General features: G+C 62.4%; 14 protein-coding genes. 6 read left to right on the top strand and 8 right to left on the bottom strand.

What is annotated here, in order from left to right:
• Positions 1 to 158 precede the first annotated feature (158 nt).
• Positions 159 to 671, top strand: a complete 513-nt coding sequence (locus tag ATY29_RS22970; RefSeq protein WP_025417046.1) for an MgtC/SapB family protein — start codon at positions 159 to 161, stop codon at positions 669 to 671.
• A 55-nt stretch (positions 672 to 726) separates the two neighbouring features.
• Here ATY29_RS22970 and ATY29_RS36955 read toward each other — a convergent pair whose 3' ends face one another.
• Together ATY29_RS36955 and ATY29_RS22965 are read right to left on the bottom strand one after the other, a co-directional pair.
• On the bottom strand, positions 727 to 903 hold the full coding sequence (locus ATY29_RS36955) for a hypothetical protein (RefSeq protein WP_003566543.1): 177 nt from the start codon (positions 901 to 903) through the stop codon (positions 727 to 729).
• Positions 904 to 964: 61 nt separating this feature from the next.
• Complete coding sequence (locus ATY29_RS22965; RefSeq protein WP_025417047.1) at positions 965 to 1,192, bottom strand: hypothetical protein; 228 nt, start codon at positions 1,190 to 1,192, stop codon at positions 965 to 967.
• Between the two features lie 344 nt (positions 1,193 to 1,536).
• Here ATY29_RS22965 and ATY29_RS22960 point away from each other — a divergent pair, with 344 nt between their 5' ends.
• Positions 1,537 to 2,628, top strand: a complete 1,092-nt coding sequence (locus ATY29_RS22960; protein ID WP_003566545.1) for a DUF475 domain-containing protein — start codon at positions 1,537 to 1,539, stop codon at positions 2,626 to 2,628.
• A gap of 88 nt (positions 2,629 to 2,716) precedes the next feature.
• On the opposite strand, the gene ATY29_RS36950 is transcribed toward ATY29_RS22960, so the two are convergent.
• From ATY29_RS36950 to ATY29_RS22935, 6 genes are all read right to left on the bottom strand, one after another.
• The gene (locus ATY29_RS36950) at positions 2,717 to 2,887 is read right to left on the bottom strand and encodes a hypothetical protein (RefSeq protein WP_003566546.1); all 171 of its coding nucleotides are present in this window, start codon (positions 2,885 to 2,887) and stop codon (positions 2,717 to 2,719) included.
• Between the two features lie 161 nt (positions 2,888 to 3,048).
• Positions 3,049 to 4,566 carry a tripartite tricarboxylate transporter permease gene (locus ATY29_RS22955; RefSeq protein WP_025417048.1) on the bottom strand — a complete coding sequence of 506 codons (1,518 nt, stop codon included), beginning with the start codon at positions 4,564 to 4,566 and terminating at the stop codon, positions 3,049 to 3,051.
• Between the two features lie 89 nt (positions 4,567 to 4,655).
• Positions 4,656 to 5,147, bottom strand: a complete 492-nt coding sequence (locus ATY29_RS22950) for a tripartite tricarboxylate transporter TctB family protein (protein WP_003566548.1) — start codon at positions 5,145 to 5,147, stop codon at positions 4,656 to 4,658.
• Entirely contained in the window at positions 5,144 to 6,088 is a 945-nt protein-coding gene (locus ATY29_RS22945) for a Bug family tripartite tricarboxylate transporter substrate binding protein (protein WP_003566549.1), read from the bottom strand. The genes ATY29_RS22950 and ATY29_RS22945 overlap by 4 nt, the downstream gene beginning before the upstream one ends.
• A gap of 283 nt (positions 6,089 to 6,371) precedes the next feature.
• Positions 6,372 to 7,418 (bottom strand): ABC transporter substrate-binding protein, encoded by a 1,047-nt coding sequence (locus ATY29_RS22940; RefSeq protein WP_025417049.1) that lies wholly within the window; start codon positions 7,416 to 7,418, stop codon positions 6,372 to 6,374.
• 64 nt (positions 7,419 to 7,482) lie between these two features.
• A complete protein-coding gene (locus tag ATY29_RS22935) occupies positions 7,483 to 8,352 on the bottom strand; it encodes an ornithine carbamoyltransferase (protein ID WP_097533137.1) in 870 nt (289 codons plus the stop codon).
• Between the two features lie 410 nt (positions 8,353 to 8,762).
• Here ATY29_RS22935 and ATY29_RS22930 point away from each other — a divergent pair, with 410 nt between their 5' ends.
• The 4 genes from ATY29_RS22930 (at position 8,763) to ATY29_RS22915 (ending at position 16,319) form a co-directional block, all read left to right on the top strand.
• A complete protein-coding gene (locus ATY29_RS22930) occupies positions 8,763 to 10,631 on the top strand; it encodes an adenylate/guanylate cyclase domain-containing protein (protein WP_097533136.1) in 1,869 nt (622 codons plus the stop codon).
• Between the two features lie 94 nt (positions 10,632 to 10,725).
• A complete protein-coding gene (locus ATY29_RS22925; protein ID WP_025417052.1) occupies positions 10,726 to 11,403 on the top strand; it encodes a response regulator in 678 nt (225 codons plus the stop codon).
• Positions 11,400 to 12,782 carry a sensor histidine kinase gene (locus ATY29_RS22920; protein ID WP_025417053.1) on the top strand — a complete coding sequence of 461 codons (1,383 nt, stop codon included), beginning with the start codon at positions 11,400 to 11,402 and terminating at the stop codon, positions 12,780 to 12,782. The genes ATY29_RS22925 and ATY29_RS22920 overlap by 4 nt, the downstream gene beginning before the upstream one ends.
• A 210-nt stretch (positions 12,783 to 12,992) precedes the next feature.
• Positions 12,993 to 16,319, top strand: a complete 3,327-nt coding sequence (locus tag ATY29_RS22915) for a transglutaminase family protein (RefSeq protein WP_025417054.1) — start codon at positions 12,993 to 12,995, stop codon at positions 16,317 to 16,319.
• Position 16,320: the final 1 nt, after the last annotated feature.

Here is a 16,320-nt window from a genome sequence, read left to right as displayed (position 1 = left end):
GGCGGCAGGACAATGCCGGGTTCACCGATCTTTGTCTCGAAAGACCTGCGAGCAGCAGAAGCGCATCGGCGAATCCATGCGCATCAGGGAAAAAAGCCGAACAAATCCAGCGCTCACACGTTAGCCAGCGAAAAATTCACACGTTATAGGAAAAATCCATGGATCTGATCCTCGCCGACATGATACCGGCGTCGCGTATCCACTACCCCGTCATCTTCGCCCGCCTGCTCGGCGCCATCGTCTTCGGCGGGCTGATCGGCTTCGAGCGTGAGGCACGCGACCGCCCGGCAGGCTTCCGCACTCATATTCTGATCAGTCTCGCAGCCGCCCTTTTCGCCATCATTTCGATCGAGGCAGTGCACATGCCGGGTTTTGCCGATGACGAGCAGGTGCGGATCGATCCGCTGCGTGTCATCGAAGCCGTGACCGCCGGCGTCGCCTTCCTTGCCGCCGGCATGATCGTCTTTGCCAGAGGCCGGGTGCACGGGCTGACGACGGGGGCCGGCATGTGGCTGTCCGGCGCGATCGGCCTTGCAATGGGTTTCGGTTACTGGCCTGTCGCCTTCATGACGACGCTAGGCGCCATCTGCGTGCTCTTCGCCTTCGGCAAGCTGGAGCAACGGTTCGGCTACAATTCCGCACGGCGCGCCGATCGGGATGACAGCCAATAGAAAAAGAGAGGCCCGGCATATGCCGGGCGCCCGTATCGAGGTGACTGTCTGCTGGTCATTCCGAGCGTGTGGCCGGAGGATCGCTTTTCCCAGTCGGTGCAGTGCCGCCGATGGAGACCAGCGGCTTCGGGCGTTTGCCGATATCGATGCGCTCGTCCGCCGCCTCGCGTAAGGCCTGCCATTCGTTTTCGTGCCGGATAAAGATCTCGCGGGGCACAAAGTTGATCGTCATATTGTTTTTACCCTGTTTCAATTCTGCCGTCAGCGCGCCAAGCAGGCTTGCGGAATTCTGGTTATTTCTTGGCGTCTCGGCCTTTGATGTCGGGACCGCCCTTGGAAAGATCGGCACCGGTAACATGGGCCGGCACGTGAATGTCGTGATAGACGCCCGGTGTCAGCGTCAGGTCGACATGATGCGGCGGCAGCACCTGCGCCCTCTGCATGCGGTTCGGCTTCGCCCGCTTCATGCGGTCGGACGCCTCGGTGCGTTTGTCGGGAACATGGGTCGAAGTGTGCATCATCGGCCTCCTTTTTTAAGCTCAACCAGGGTCTAACGAGCAGGCGCCGGGATGGTTCCAAAAAAACACTTCATCTCAGCGCGGCCGCCGGCCTTGACTGGCTGGGGAAGTTTATTAACTAAGGCCTGTCCCGCAGCCTTCCAGACATCGGCTACGGGTAATTTGGTGCCGGGCCCCTCTGGCGAGAGTTTTTACGGCGCTCTCGTGATGTCGGTACCGCCTGCAGCTTAGCCGGCGGATTTTTCATCGATGAACAAGCTCAACATGCCTGATCCGCATGCCCGTTGTGGCATGCCGCGTTTCCCCCTCTCCCTCTCCACCATGATTTGCGGGCGCGAGGTGCGGCCATGAACCAGCCCGCGACCCACCACTCCTCACTCAGCTATTTCCGCTGGGCCTTCATCGTCACTGCCCTCGGCCTCGTTCTCGGCGCCGTGCTCGGCTGGCAGACCACAGGCACGATCGGCGGCATGGCGACCGTCTTCTTCATCTGCACGGTGCTCGCGGTGCTGGAGATTTCGCTCTCCTTCGACAATGCCATCGTCAACGCCAACAAATTGAAGGAGATGACGCCGGTCTGGCAAAAGCGCTTCCTCACCTGGGGCATCATTATCGCCGTCTTCGGCATGCGCATTGTCTTCCCGCTGGCGATCGTTGCGATCGCGGCGCGGATCGGCCCCTGGGATGCGCTTGTCCTTGCCGCCCGTGAGCCGGAAGAATATGCCCGCATCATGAATGACGCGCATCTGCCGATCGCAGCCTTCGGCGGCACCTTCCTGATGATGGTCGGCCTCAGCTATTTCTTCGACAATGAGAAGAAAATCCATTGGCTCCGCGGCCTGGAAAAGGTGATGGCGCGCTCGGCCACCATCAGGGGCATCGAGATCGCTTTCGTTCTGGCGCTGATGCTGGCTTTCTCCTGGCTGATCGGTGGCGACGAGGCCAGCGTCTTCGTCCATTGCGCCATCTACGGGCTGCTCACCTTCCTCGCGGTCGAAGTGGTTGGTGAGTTGCTCGATGCCTCGCAACAGACGATGAGCGCTGCCGCCAAGGGCGGCCTCGGCGCCTTCATCTATCTCGAGGTGCTGGACGCCAGCTTCTCCTTCGACGGCGTCATCGGCGCCTTTGCGCTGACGCAGAACCTCTTCGTCATCGCCATCGGCCTCGGTATCGGCGCCATGTATGTGCGCTCGATGACGATCATGCTGGTGGAGAAGGGGACGCTTGCCGAATACCGCTATCTCGAGCACGGCGCCTTCTACGCCATCCTGATCCTATCGGTGATCATGTATGCCCAGACCCTTGTGCACATCCCCGAAGTCATCACCGGGCTCGGCGGGGCGACGCTGATCGGTCTGTCGCTCTGGTCGTCCATTCGCCACAACAAGCGCGAGCGGGTAGAAGATCACGGCTCCGGGCAGGAAGAGCTTCACGCCTGATGTCACAGGCTGCGGCGCCGCTTCAGCCAAAAATAAAGCCCGCGACCATCCGGTTGCGGGCTAATTCATTCATGCAAGGCTTGAAGTTTTAGCGGGAGAACTGGCCGAAGGAGCTGGGCTCGATGCCGAGTTCCCTCAGGTCGGCGGCGCGTGGCCGGCGGCCGGCTTCAACGGCGGCGCTGACAGCATTTGCGGCCCCAAGCACGGCAAATGCGCGACCAAAGAAACCCGTGCGGACTGAATTGCGGATGGCGGACATTGTCCATTTCCTCTTTTTTTGATTGACTGCTTGTAGATGGTATCGCGCGGATATCTCCACAATGCTCAGAAAATCACCTCAGCTATGCAGAAACAGGAGGCCGACGCATGTCTCCATGGCCGGCCTCGAGGGAGGGGTATGTCGTGGTCTTTTTCTTGGTTCTAGTCTTCGTTTGCAGCCAGCTGCGACAGCACTTGGCCCCTGCCGCGAATCCGCAGGATCAGCGGGATGAGAAAGGCAGCCGCCGCCACGATGAGCAGGCCCGCCGCGATCGGCGACATCACCAGCGTCGTGACATCGCCCTGGCTGATCGCCAGCGCCCGGCGGAGCTGCTGCTCGGCAAGCGGCCCAAGGATCAGGCCGACGACCGCAGGCGCGATCGGATAACCGAAGAGCCGCATCAGATAGCCGAGCAGGCCGAAGGCGAGCAGCATGCCGAGTTCGAACACGGATGGATTGGCACCGATCGTTCCAAGCGTCGCAAACAGCAGGATGCCCGCATAAAGCCACGGCTTCGGGATCGTCAGCAGTTTTACCCAGAGCCCGATCATCGGCAGGTTCAAGACCAGCAGCATTGCATTGGCGATGAGCAGGCTGGCGATCAGACCCCAGACGAGCTGCGGATTGGTGGCAAACAGCAGCGGCCCCGGCTGCAAGCCATATTGCTGGAAGCCGGCAAGCATGATGGCCGCGGTTGCCGTCGTCGGCAGGCCGAGTGTCAGAAGCGGCACCAGCGTGCCGGCGGCCGACGCGTTATTGGCCGCCTCAGGACCGGCCACGCCTTCGATCGCGCCGTGGCCGAACTCCTCCGGGTTCTTGGCCAGCCGCTTTTCGGTGGCATAGGAGAGGAACGTGCCGATCTCGGCGCCGCCTGCCGGCATGGCGCCGATCGGGAAACCGATCAGCGTGCCGCGCAGCCATGGCTTCCACGAACGTGACCAGTCCTGCGCCGTCATCCAGAGCGAACCCTTGACCGCCTCGACCTTCTCCGCGATCCGGTTGCCCTGCGCGGCAATATAAAGCGTCTCGCCGATCGCAAACATCGCCACCGCAAGCGTCGTCACCTCGACACCGTCGAGCAGGTCGGGGATGCCGAAGGACAGTCGCGCCTGCCCCGTCTGCTGGTCGATGCCGACCATGGCGAGCGCGAAACCGATGAACAGCGACGTCAACCCTCTCAATGCCGAATCGCCGAAGGCCGACGAGACGGTGACGAAGGCAAGCACCATCAGCGCGAAATATTCGCGCGGCCCGAAGACCAGCGCCAGCTTGACGATATAGGGAGCGATGAAGGCGAGCCCGAGCGTGGCGATCAGGCCGGCGACGAAGGAGCCGATCGCCGCGGTCGCCAGCGCCGGCCCGCCACGCCCGGCGCGCGCCATCTTGTTGCCCTCGAGCGCAGTGACGATCGAGGCGCTTTCACCCGGTGTATTGAGCAGGATCGAGGTTGTCGAACCGCCATACATGCCGCCGTAATAGATGCCGGCGAACATGATCAGCGAGCCGCCGGGATCGAGTTTGTAGGTGACGGGCAACAGCAGCGCCACGGTGAGTGCCGGGCCGATGCCGGGAAGGACGCCGACGGCGGTGCCGAGTGTCACGCCAACTAGCGCATAAATCAGGTTCATCGGCTGCATCGCAACCAGGATACCCTGCCATAGGAATTCGAATGTGCTCATCTTGGTGTCCCAATCGGCGTTCCCGACCATGCGATTTCAGGGTCAGGCGCCGCGCAAAATCAAAAGAGCTGACAGCGCGTCCCGCGCGGTCAGAAGAACAGATGCTCGAGTGGGCCGGCCGGCAGCGTCAGCTGTAGGAGCTGCGAGAAGATCGCCCAGACGACGAAGCTGAGGACGATGCCGAGCGGCAGCGAGATCCAGAGCTTGCGTTTGCCGAAGCCGCGTGCCGTCAGCGCGAAGAGGACGCCGGTTGCAATCGAGAAGCCGGCGACGCGCAGAAGCAGCATCTGGCCGGCCAGACCGGCGACGATCCAGATGACCGGCGCCACTTCCTGCTGCTCGCGTTCCGGAAAATCGCCGCGCCAGGCTTCGAAAGCGGTCCAGATCCCGAGACAGAAGAGGCCGAACGCCACCACTTCGGGCACCGTCGCCGGGCCGATGCGGTCGTATTGTGCGATCGTTTTCAGATGTGAGGCATCCCAGGCCATCACGCCGGCGACGACGAAGAGGAAAACGGCAATGATGAACGCCGCCCAATCAGGGCGGCGTGTCGTTGCCGAGGAGGTGTTATCCTCGCTCATTGAACAAGTCCGATATCTTTGAGAATGCCTTCAGTGGCAGAGACATCCTTTTCCAGCTGCGCCTTGAAGGCGTCGCCAGACAGATAGGTGTCGGCCCAGCCCTTGGTCTTCAGAGTTTCCTGCCAGGTGGCGGAGCTATGCAGCTTCTCGAAATCGGCGGTGACGCTTGCCACCTGCTCCGGCGAAAGGCCGGGGGCCGCGGCAACCATGCGCCAGTTCTGGATGGTGACGTCGGTGCCGGCTTCCTTCAGCGTCGGGGCATCGACGCCGTCGATGCGCTTGTCGCTGGATACGGCGAGAAGACGAAGCGTGCCGGATTTCACCTGCGATTCGAACTCGCTGTAGCTCGAGACGCCGGCCGTGACCTGGCCGCCGAGAATGGCGGCAAGCGCTTCACCGCCGCCGGAGAAGGCGACATAGTTGATCTTCGTGGGGTCGACGCCGGAGGCCTTGGCAATCAGGCCGACGGTGATGTGGTCGGTACCACCGGCCGAACCGCCACCCCATGAAACCGCGCCCGGATCCTTCTTCAGCGCCGCAACCAGATCGGCCATGGTCTTGATCTCGGACGCAGCAGGAACGACGACGGCTTCATATTCACCGGTCAGACGGGCGATCGGCGTGACGTCCTTGAGCGTCACCGGCGACTTGTTGGTGAGGATCGCCCCGACCATGACATAGCCGCCGACGATCAACGAGTTCGGATTGCCGGCAGCCTGGCTGGCAAACTGTGCCAGGCCGATGGTGCCGCCGGCGCCAGGCACGTTCTGGACCTGCACGTTGCCGGAGATCTTCTCCTGCTGCAATGCGGTCTGCAGCGAACGGGCCGTCTGGTCCCAGCCGCCGCCGGGCGCCGCAGGCGCGATGATGGTGTAGTCGGCGGCATAGGCTGGCAGCGCGATGGTCGCTGCAAGAAGAGTTGCGATGAAAGTGTGCTTCACGATGTGTCCTCCGTGGGCGGCTGAGCAAACCGCCTGTTATTCTCAAGGGAATCGGAAGGAATGGCCGGCCAGCGGACGCAGGTCCTAAATGACGAGCAGAATACCTCCCAAGGCTTCAGCTCTCCGCCTCCACGGAGAAGAAGTAGCCAAAGCCACCACAACAAGCTGTCATTTAGCTGACATCGGCGAGATATCCAGGAGAAGAGGCCACTTTTTTGCCGTAATTGGTAGCTGCCGGCCCGAATCCCGGCTCCCAAATGCGGACCGGCTCAAGCTGGCGACTTCACTGCGCCCGCAGAACCTCGTTCCAGTGCGCAATCAGCCGCGCCCGTTTCACCTGGTCGAGATAGACCATCAGCCCGGGGCTGACCGGCACTGGCCGAAGTTGGGCGCCGAGCAGTTCCTGCAGCGTATTGGCGGTATTCTCTCCCGCCACCTCTGGGCTGACGGCCGGGATCTGCAGCTCGCGCGCCATGATCGTCTGCCCCTCCCTCGACATGAAGAAGGTGAGATAGCGCCGGCCGAGCTCCGGTTCGGCGGCGGCCTGCGGCACCAGGCCGATGCGCGACATCACCACGGTATAGTCCTTCGGCAGCACGATGCCGACATGCGGATAGCGCGAGGCCCAATCGGCCGCATAGGAGCCGAGAATATTGTAGCCGAGCACGAAGCGCCCATCGGCAACACGCTCGAGGATCGCCGAACTCGTCGAATAGAGCTTGACGCCGGCCGCCCCCATCGCGCCGATCACCGACCAGATGTCGCCGAACTGCTCCTGGTCGCGGGCCATGAACAGAAAACCGACGCCGGAGCGCTCGATATCGTAGGTGCCGATCCGCCCATAGACATCATTGCCCTTGCGCTTCAGGTAATCGACGAATTCCGCCCGCGAGCTCGGAACCGGCTCATGCGCAAAACTCGGCTTATGGTAGACGAACACCGCCGGCTCAAAGGTCAGCGCATAGGCGGTGTTGCGCCAGTTTGCCCATTTCGGCCATGCAGCGCTCATCGGCAGATTGCTGACCTGCGCATATCCGTCATTGGACAGCTTCACCTGCAGGTCCATCGCCGAGGAAAAGGCGAAATCCGCCGTCTTCTTGCCGGCATCCGTCTCCCTGACGATCCGATCGTAGATATCACCGGTCAGCATGTCCTCGTATTTGACCGCAACGTCGGGATTGGCGTCCTGGAAACCCCGAATCATCGGCTGCGCCAACGGCTCGTCGAGCGAGGAATAAACCGTCAGCACCGGCGCATCGGCCTTGCCCGATTTCGCCGCATAGAAGGCCTGATCGGCCAGCGCAAAGCCCGGCCAGAACGCCAGCAGCAAGACGTAAACTCTCCACATGCCCCAACAATGCCTGAGGGCGCCGGGAGGAGCAAGGGCGGTGGACCTAGGCGACGACCCATTCCATCAGCGCATTTTGTGCATGCAGCAGAAAAGCCTTGGCGGCGCGGCATTGGCAGCGCGGATGCTCCATCGCTTCGGCCGTCACCTCCTCGCCGCGTCTAACCGGCGGGCATGGCAGGAAGATCGCATCCTTGCACAACCGATCGAGAATATCGGTACCGATCCGGTAGCCGGCGAGCACGTCTCCGGCCACGTCACCCGGCCACGAATCGGTGATGACCACGTCGGCATCCGATAGCTCGCCCATATCGGTGCTCACGCGAAAACGCTTGTTGAGCAGCGCGGCATTCCTTATGTGCCAGCGTTCGGGGTAGACCTGCACCACCTCGATCGGCAATGCGATCGACGCTTCGGCCCAGGAGCGCAGGATATTTGCATCCGCCGCCACGCCAACGACCTTCAACCCCTCGATCGAGCCGCGCCGGCTCTCGATATAGGCAAGGTCGCCGAGCGTCTCGCAAGGATGGTTGGAGCGTGTGCGCGCATTAATGACAGACACGGGCGCGGCTGCCGCCACCGCCTTCAATGTCGCAAGCTCTTTCGTGCGGATCACCAGCATGTCGAACCAGTTGCCGAGATAACCGCCAAGATCGCCGGTCTCCTCTCTGACATTGAAACCGATCGGCACCTGCACGCAGAGACCGCCCATCGCCTGGATGCCGAGATCGAAGGCACTCGTATTGCGCCAGCCGCCGTCGTCGGCAATCAACCCGACGCGTTTGCCCGCAAGGCTCTGCGGCATGGTGCGCTCATGCCAGGCTTTGGCGAGCACACCGGCACGAGCGATAATCGATCGAAGTCCGGCCTCCGGAAGATCATGAAACTCCAGAAAATTCCGGGCCGAACCTGCCATCCAAAATCTCCGCCGCTAGGAAACGTCGCCACAATAACCGGCGCCGGCCTCACGGCAACCGCGAATCACATTCCTTCCGGTGTTGGATAATCGTCCTCCCGGCCGCGCCCCTGAGCCTGCTTACGCGTCAAACTGATCGACGGCCAATTTTATAGTGTCGATCCCGAAGCATCCATCAAAGCAAATCGCGCCACCGCCTCCGATTAGAATCGTCTTTTTTATCACAAAGGATTAGAGCTGGATGCCATCCTTCACCCATTCAGAGTATTGATGAAGATCGGCGACGCTATATGGTCGCGCTGCCGCGTCGAACCGTCGAATCCGCCCGAATTTCTATTCAGGGGGCGACTCTGCACGACAAAAACTCTATAAAAAACTGGGCTAAACTGGGAAGATCCATGGGAGGGGTCATGGAACGCCGACTGAGCGCTATTCTTGCTGCAGACGTCGTCGGCTACAGCCGACTGATGGGCATCGATGAATCCGGCACGCTGCAGGCGCTGAACCGCCATCGTTGTGAACTGGTCGACGTTCGTATTTCAGACTATAAGGGCCGCATCGTCAAACTCACCGGCGACGGCATCCTTGCCGAATTCCAGAGCGTGGTGAATGCGGTCGCCTGCGCCGCCGAAATCCAGCGCAGCATGGCCGCCCGCAACGAGAACGTGCCCCAGGATGAGCGCGTCGAATTCCGCATCGGCATCAATCTGGGCGACGTCGTGGTCGAGAACGGCGATATCTTCGGAGACGGCGTTAATCTTGCCGCCAGACTTGAGCGTATCGCAGCACCAGGCGGCATTGCCGTGTCGGCCTCGGTGCGCGATCAGGTCGGCTCCCGCCTCAATCTCGGTTTCGATTTCATCGGCGAGCATATGCTGAAGAACATCCGGCAGCCCGTGCAGGTCTATACCGTCTCCCTGACGCCGCCCTCCTCGGCGAAATTGGTCGCGCAGAACCGCAATACCTGCTTCATCGCGGTACTGCCCTTCACCAATATGAGCGGCGATGCCGACCAGGACTATTTCTCCGACGGCATCACCGAAGACATCATCACCGATCTCTCCAAGATCTCCAGCCTGCACGTCGTGCCGCGCAATACCATCTTCACCTACAAGGGCATATCGGTGAAGGTGAAGCGGCTTGCCCAGGAATTGGGCGTGCGCTACGTGCTCGAGGGAAGCGTGCGCATCTTCGGCAATCGCGTGCGCATTTCCGGCCAACTGATCGACACCGCCAATGGCGATCATCTCTGGGCCGAGCGTTATGACCGCGACCTGACCGACATCTTCGCCATCCAGGACGAGATCACCCATGCGATCGTCGGCCAGTTGAAGGTGCGCCTGCTGCCGGAAGAAAAGAAGGCGATCGCCAATGAGCCGACCGCCAATGTCGAGGCTTATACCTATTATCTCCGGGGCCGCCAGCTTTCCCACACCTGGACCAAATCCTATCTGCAGCTTGCAAGGCGCATGTTCTGCAAGGCCGTCGAACTCGACCCGGACTATGCCCGCGCCTATGCCGGTATCGCCGATTGCGACGCGGCGATCCGCGACTGGGCCCCTGACGACGTGCCGCTGAGGCGCATCCTCGACATGAGCGCCCGCGCGCTTGCGCTTGATCCCGACCTTCCCGAGGCCCACGCCTCTCACGGTCTCGCCCTGCATCAGAGCGGTTACGACGACAGGGCGGCGGCGGCCTTCGAACGTGCCCTGGCGCTCGACCCGAACCTCTTCGAGGCGAATTTCCATTATGCCCGGTTCTTCTTCATGCACGGCAACTTTGCCGAATCGGTTCAATATTTCACCCGCGCCGCTGCGATCCGCCCCGACGACTATGTCTCGCCGATCCACCTGATGTCCGCCTACCGCTCGCTCGGCCGAGTGTTGGATACGGAAAATTGGGCGCGTCTCGGCTTGCTGCGCGCCGAACGCGCGCTGAACCTCAATCCGGAAAATTCCGGCCCAGCCCATCGCGGCGCGTTGGCGCTTGCGCATATGGGTGATGTCAGCAGGGCGCGCGACTGGGCCGCCCGCGCCATCGCCATCGATCCCGACGACATCGTCGCGCAGTATAATCTCGCCTGCGTCTATTCCGTCCTTGGCGATGCCGACCAGGCGATCGATCTGCTTGAGAGGCTGCTGCCGCACAGCTCCGTCTACCATATCAAATGGTTCAACAATGATTCCGATCTCGACAACATTCGCGACGATCCCCGCTTCCAGAGACTGCTGGCCGCCGCAATGATGCAGCGCGAACGGATCGAAAGGACCGGGAGCTGAAATCCGCTTCCCCCATGCATTCACCCAACTTCGAAAATCGCTGTGACATCGCTCCGCCACCTCTGTAATCTCCGCTGAAAACAGAGGGACATCCGTGCGCATCCTGCTCACCGAAGACAATATCGCGCTGGCCGACGGCCTGTCGGCGATCTTGCGTGGCACGGGTCATGCCGTCGATGTCGTCCATGACGGCGCATCCGCCAATGCGGTCATCGCCGCGGAAAATTTCGATCTGGTCATTCTCGACCTCAACCTGCCCGAGATGGACGGGCTCGACGTGCTGCGCGCCATGCGCGCCCGGCAGAACCAGGCGGCCGTCCTCATCCTGACGGCGCGCGGCACACCCGAAGAACGGGTGAAGGGCCTCGATCTCGGCGCCGACGACTATCTGATCAAACCCTTCGACATATCAGAATTCGAGGCCCGCGTGCGTGTGCTGCTGCGCCGCCAGGCCGGCTTGCGCTCGGCGACCGTCAGCTTCGGCGGCATCTCCTTCGATCTCAATTCCCGGGCCTTTTCGGCAGGCGCCACGCCGCTTGATATTCCCGCCCGCGAGCTTGGGCTGCTCGAAATTCTTTTCATGCGGGCCGGCAAGGTTGTCGCCAAGGAAGCGATCATCCAGTCGCTGACGGCCTTCGACGACGACATTTCGGCAAACGCCATCGAGCAATATGTCAGCCGCTTGAGGAAACGCCTCTCGCCGCACGGCCTGACGGTCAAGACCGCCCGCGGCATCGGCTATTATCTCGACAAGCTCCCCGAGGCCTCATGAAAACCGCCTATTCCCTCAGGCGCCGGCTGCTCTTCTGGCTGCTTGTCTCCACCGCCGTCATCGGCACGCTGGCGCTTGCCGATACCTATCGCGAGGCGGTCCAGACCTCGAACATCGTCTCCGACCGCGTGCTCGCCGGCTCGGCGCTGGCGATCGCCGAACGCGTCGTCGTCGCCGAGGACGGCACGCTGCAGGTCGATATCCCCTATGTCGCGCTTGAAATGCTGACCTCGGCCGCGCAGGACCGCGTCTTCTACCGCGTCGACGGCCCGCCGGGTAAATTCATCACCGGCTACCAGTCGCTGCCCGTTCTCAACAAGACTCCGGCCAATGCCGCAGCCTTCGCCGACGACAGTTTCCGCGGCGAGCCGATCCGCGTCGCCACACTCGAACGCTCCGCTTCGACGGGCATCCGCTCCGTGCCCTTCGTGGTGACGGTCGCCGAAACCACCATCGGCCGCCGGCAACTGGCGCAAGCAATCCTCGTTCGCTCGGCACTGCGCCTCGCCTTCATGATCGCCGGTGCGGCCGTGATCGTCTGGATCTCGGTCACGGTGGCGCTGCGCCCGCTGTATAAGCTCGGCGACGCCATCGGCGAACGCAGCCCCGATGATCTGCATCCGATCGAGCAGACTGTGCCGAGCGAGGTCGAGCCGCTGGTCGATACGGTGAATGGCTTCATGGTCCGCCTGCAATCGGCGCTCGATGCGCTGCGCCATTTCACCGGCAATGCCAGCCATCAGTTGCGCACGCCGCTGGCGATCATCCGCACTCAGCTCGCGCTTTCCGCCCGCGCCGGATCGCTTGCGGAGGGCCAGGCGGCAGCGCTGAAGGGGGATCAGGCCGTGGCGCATGCCGAGCGCATCCTTGCCCAGCTTCTGCTGATGGCAAAGATCGACGCCGCCACCGCCAAGGAAGCGCTGACTGCCTCAGCCATTGATCTCGCCGCCATCGCCCAGGAAATCACCGGCGAGCAGATCCCGACGGCTGCCGTTGCCGGCATCGACCTCGGCTTCGAGGGCGAGAGCCCGGCGATGATCCGCGCCGAGCCGCTGCTGATCGGCGAAATGCTGCGCAACCTTGCCGGCAATGCCATTGCCTATGCCGGCAAAGGGGCTGAGGTCACCGTCCGCATCATCGCGGCAGCGGAGACGATCCGCCTCGAAGTCGAGGACAACGGCCCCGGCATTCCACGCCACAAGCTGGAGGCGGTGCGCGGGCGTTTTTCGCGCGGCAATGACACAGGTGCGCCGGGCGCCGGCCTCGGCCTGCCGATCGTTGAGGAAATCGCCAATCTTTTCAACGCCAACCTGACGCTGGAGCCAGGCCCGGACGGCAGGGGTCTGAAGGCGGCCGTCACCTTCGCCAAGGCGGCGTAAAAGCCTTCGGCCCCTACATCGCCGTGTGTCTTTTCAGACGCGCTAAGGACGCTGTAGCACTTTGAATCGCTGCATAATTGCTTAAGTCGATTCCGATTTAGGGAGAATTATGCCGGTGACCTTTCCAGCTTGCTTTCTTTCGCTGCATTGCACACACTGATTTTGGGAACAGCAAGCCGCACGACGATGCGCGCCGGAAAAAAGTAAAATATGTCGATCAAAGCCAGCATCTATCATCTGACGCATTATACCTATGACAAGCCGATCCGCCTCGGCCCACAGATCATCCGGCTGAAACCTGCCTCGCATTCGAAGACACGGGTGCTCAGTCACTCGCTGAAGGTCACGCCCGCCAACCATTTCGTCAACCTGCAGCAGGACCCCTACGGCAATTACCTTGCCCGCTACGTCTTCCCGGATCCGGTGACGGAGTTCAAGATCGAGGTCGATCTGGTCGCCGACATGACGGTCTATAATCCCTTCGACTTCTTCGTCGAGGAGGAGGCGACCAAATGGCCGTTCGGCTATCCGGAAACGATCCAGGAAGATCTGTCGATCTACATGACGCCGGAACCGGCCGGCCCGCGGCTGAAGGCGCTGTTGCCGACGCTCGACTGGTCACCCGGCCAGCCAACGGTCGATATGATCGTCGGCCTGAATGCCCGCCTGCAGCGGCAGATCGGCTACGTCATCCGCATGGAAACCGGCGTGCAGACCCCGGAGGAGACCCTGGAAAGCGCCAAGGGCTCCTGCCGCGATACCAGCTGGCTTCTCGTCCAGATCCTTCGTCATCTCGGCCTGGCCGCCCGCTTCGTCTCCGGTTACCTCATCCAGCTGACGCCGGACCTGAAGGCGCTCGACGGCCCCTCCGGCACCGAAGTCGATTTCACCGACCTGCATGCCTGGGCGGAGGTCTATCTGCCTGGCGCCGGCTGGGTCGGCCTCGATCCGACCTCCGGCCTGCTGACTGGCGAAAGCCACATCCCGCTTGCCGCCACACCGCATTACCGCAACGCCGCGCCGATCTCCGGCGGTTATTTTGGCGAAGCCGAAACCGAATTCGCCTTCGACATGAAGGTCTCGCGCGTCGCCGAACACCCGCGCATCACCAAGCCCTTCTCCGATGAAAGCTGGGATGAGCTCAACGACCTCGGCGAGAAGGTCGACCGTATCCTCGAGGCCGAAGACGTGCATCTGACGATGGGCGGCGAGCCGACCTTCGTTTCGATCGATGATTTCCAGTCCGAGGAATGGAACACTGCCGCCGTCGGTCCGACCAAGCGCGAAAAGGCTGACAGCCTGATCCGCCGGCTGCACGAACGCTTCGCACCCGGCGGCTTTCTCCATTACGGCCAGGGCAAATGGTATCCGGGCGAAAGCCTGCCGCGCTGGACCTTCTCGCTCTACTGGCGCCGCGACGGCAAGCCGGTCTGGCAGAACCTCGATCTGGTCGCCGCTGAAGGCAAGGATACCGGCGTCACCGCCGAGGATGCCGGCAAGTTTCTGGCGGCGATCGCAAAGGAACTGGCGATCAAGCCTGACATGGTGCAGCCGGCCTATGAGGATCCGGCCGACTGGATCATCAAGGAAGGCAATCTTCCCGAAAACGTCGATCCGGCGAATTCGAAACTGAAGGATCCCGAGGAACGCAACCGCATCGCCCGGGTCTTTGCCCGTGGCCTCACCGTCCCCACAGGTTACATCCTCCCGGTTCAGGCATGGAACGCCAAGGCGGCTGAAAGCCGTGTTTGGATCAGCGAGAAATGGAACACCCGCCGCGGCAAGATCTTCCTCGTTCCGGGCGACAGCCCGATCGGCTACCGGCTGCCGCTCGGCACCCTGCCCTATGTTCCCCCGGCACGTTATCCCTATATCCATCCCGCCGATCCGACGATCCCGCGTGAACCGCTGCCGGACGTTTTCGTCCCGGCCGGCCGCGCCATGCCGGAAGCCTCCTTCCACGCCGGCGAGAGCAATCGCAGCCGGATCGAACAGACGCTCGGTGACATCGGCGGCGCTGTGCGCACCGCCATGTCGGTCGAGCCGCGCGATGGCAGGCTCTGCGTCTTCATGCCGCCGGTCGAGCGCATCGAAGATTATCTCGAACTGATCGCCGCTGCCGAAAACGCCGCCGCCGAACTCAAGCTTCCCGTCCATATCGAAGGTTACCCGCCGCCGCAGGACGAGCGCATCAACGTCATCCGCGTCGCCCCGGACCCGGGCGTCATCGAGGTCAACATCCATCCGGCCTCGAACTGGAAGGAATGCGTCGACATAACCACGGCGATCTACGAGGAGGCGCGTGACACCCGGCTCGGCGCCGACAAATTCATGATCGACGGCCGTCATACCGGCACCGGCGGCGGCAACCATGTCGTCGTCGGCAGCGCCAATCCGAACAACAGCCCCTTCCTCCGCCGTCCCGATCTCTTGAAGAGCGTCGTCCTCCACTGGCAGCGCCACCCCTCGCTCTCATACCTCTTCTCCGGCATGTTCATCGGCCCGACCAGCCAGGCGCCGCGCATCGACGAGGCTCGTCACGATAGCCTCTACGAGCTGGAAATCGCCATGGCGCAGATCGCTGCCCCCGGCCGCGGCCAGCCGCCGCTGCCCTGGCTGGTCGACCGCCTGTTCCGCCACCTTTTGACCGACGTTACCGGCAACACCCACCGCGCCGAAATCTGCATCGACAAGCTGTTTTCGCCGGACGGTCCGACCGGCAGGTTGGGCCTCATCGAGTTCCGCGGCTTCGAGATGCCGCCGAACGCCCGCATGTCGCTCGCCCAGCAATTGCTGGTGCGCGCGCTGATCGCCCGCTTCTGGGTCAACCCCGTCGACGGCAAATTCGTCCGCTGGGGCACAACCTTGCATGACCGTTTCATGCTGCCGCATTTTGTCTGGGCCGATTTCCTCGACGTGCTCGCCGACCTTCGCGAAAACGGCTTCGACGTCAGTCCGGAATGGTTCAAGGCCCAGCTCGAATTCCGTTTCCCCTTCTGCGGCGAGGTCGAATACGAAGGCTCCAAACTGGAGCTGCGCCAGGCGCTTGAACCCTGGCACGTCATGGGCGAGGAAGGTGCGCCGGGCGGCACCGCCCGCTACGTCGACTCGTCCGTCGAGCGCCTTCAGGTGCGGCTCGAAACCAGCAATACGGCACGCTACACCGTCACCTGCAATGGCCGCGTCCTGCCGCTGACGCCGACCGGCACCTCCGGCGTATCGGTCGCCGGCGTCCGTTACAAGGCATGGCAGCCGGCCTCCGGCCTGCATCCCGTCCTTCCGATCAACACGCCTTTGACTTTTGACATTTATGATACATGGTCGAAGCGTTCGATCGGCGGCTGCATCTATCATGTTGCCCATCCGGGCGGCCGGACCTATGACACCTTCCCGGTCAACGGCAACGAGGCGGAAGCAAGGCGGCTCGCCCGCTTCGAGCCGTGGGGACATACGGCGGGCGGTTATATCCCGCGCGCCGAGACGGGTTCGCTTGAATTCCCGCTGACGCTGGATCTGCGGCGGCCCGCCGGAATTTGAA

Source organism: Rhizobium hidalgonense (genome assembly GCF_002914525.1).
Lineage (GTDB): Bacteria > Pseudomonadota > Alphaproteobacteria > Rhizobiales > Rhizobiaceae > Rhizobium > Rhizobium hidalgonense.
Note: the sequence above shows the minus strand (reverse complement) of the source record. Positions and strands in the feature narration are given on the sequence as shown.

What these genes read in the sequence shown, in the direction of transcription:
- ATY29_RS22970 (WP_025417046.1), top strand. Translation starts at nt 159, where the DNA reads ATGGATCTGATCCTCGCCGACATGATACCGGCGTCGCGTATCCACTAC.
- ATY29_RS22930 (WP_097533136.1), top strand. Translation starts at nt 8,763, where the DNA reads ATGGAACGCCGACTGAGCGCTATTCTTGCTGCAGACGTCGTCGGCTAC.
- ATY29_RS22960 (WP_003566545.1), top strand. Translation starts at nt 1,537, where the DNA reads ATGAACCAGCCCGCGACCCACCACTCCTCACTCAGCTATTTCCGCTGG.
- ATY29_RS22915 (WP_025417054.1), top strand. Translation starts at nt 12,993, where the DNA reads ATGTCGATCAAAGCCAGCATCTATCATCTGACGCATTATACCTATGAC.
- ATY29_RS22950 (WP_003566548.1), bottom strand. Translation starts at nt 5,147, where the DNA reads ATGAGCGAGGATAACACCTCCTCGGCAACGACACGCCGCCCTGATTGG.
- ATY29_RS22965 (WP_025417047.1), bottom strand. Translation starts at nt 1,192, where the DNA reads ATGATGCACACTTCGACCCATGTTCCCGACAAACGCACCGAGGCGTCC.
- ATY29_RS22955 (WP_025417048.1), bottom strand. Translation starts at nt 4,566, where the DNA reads ATGAGCACATTCGAATTCCTATGGCAGGGTATCCTGGTTGCGATGCAG.
- ATY29_RS22920 (WP_025417053.1), top strand. Translation starts at nt 11,400, where the DNA reads ATGAAAACCGCCTATTCCCTCAGGCGCCGGCTGCTCTTCTGGCTGCTT.
- ATY29_RS36955 (WP_003566543.1), bottom strand. Translation starts at nt 903, where the DNA reads ATGACGATCAACTTTGTGCCCCGCGAGATCTTTATCCGGCACGAAAAC.
- ATY29_RS36950 (WP_003566546.1), bottom strand. Translation starts at nt 2,887, where the DNA reads ATGTCCGCCATCCGCAATTCAGTCCGCACGGGTTTCTTTGGTCGCGCA.
- ATY29_RS22935 (WP_097533137.1), bottom strand. Translation starts at nt 8,352, where the DNA reads ATGGCAGGTTCGGCCCGGAATTTTCTGGAGTTTCATGATCTTCCGGAG.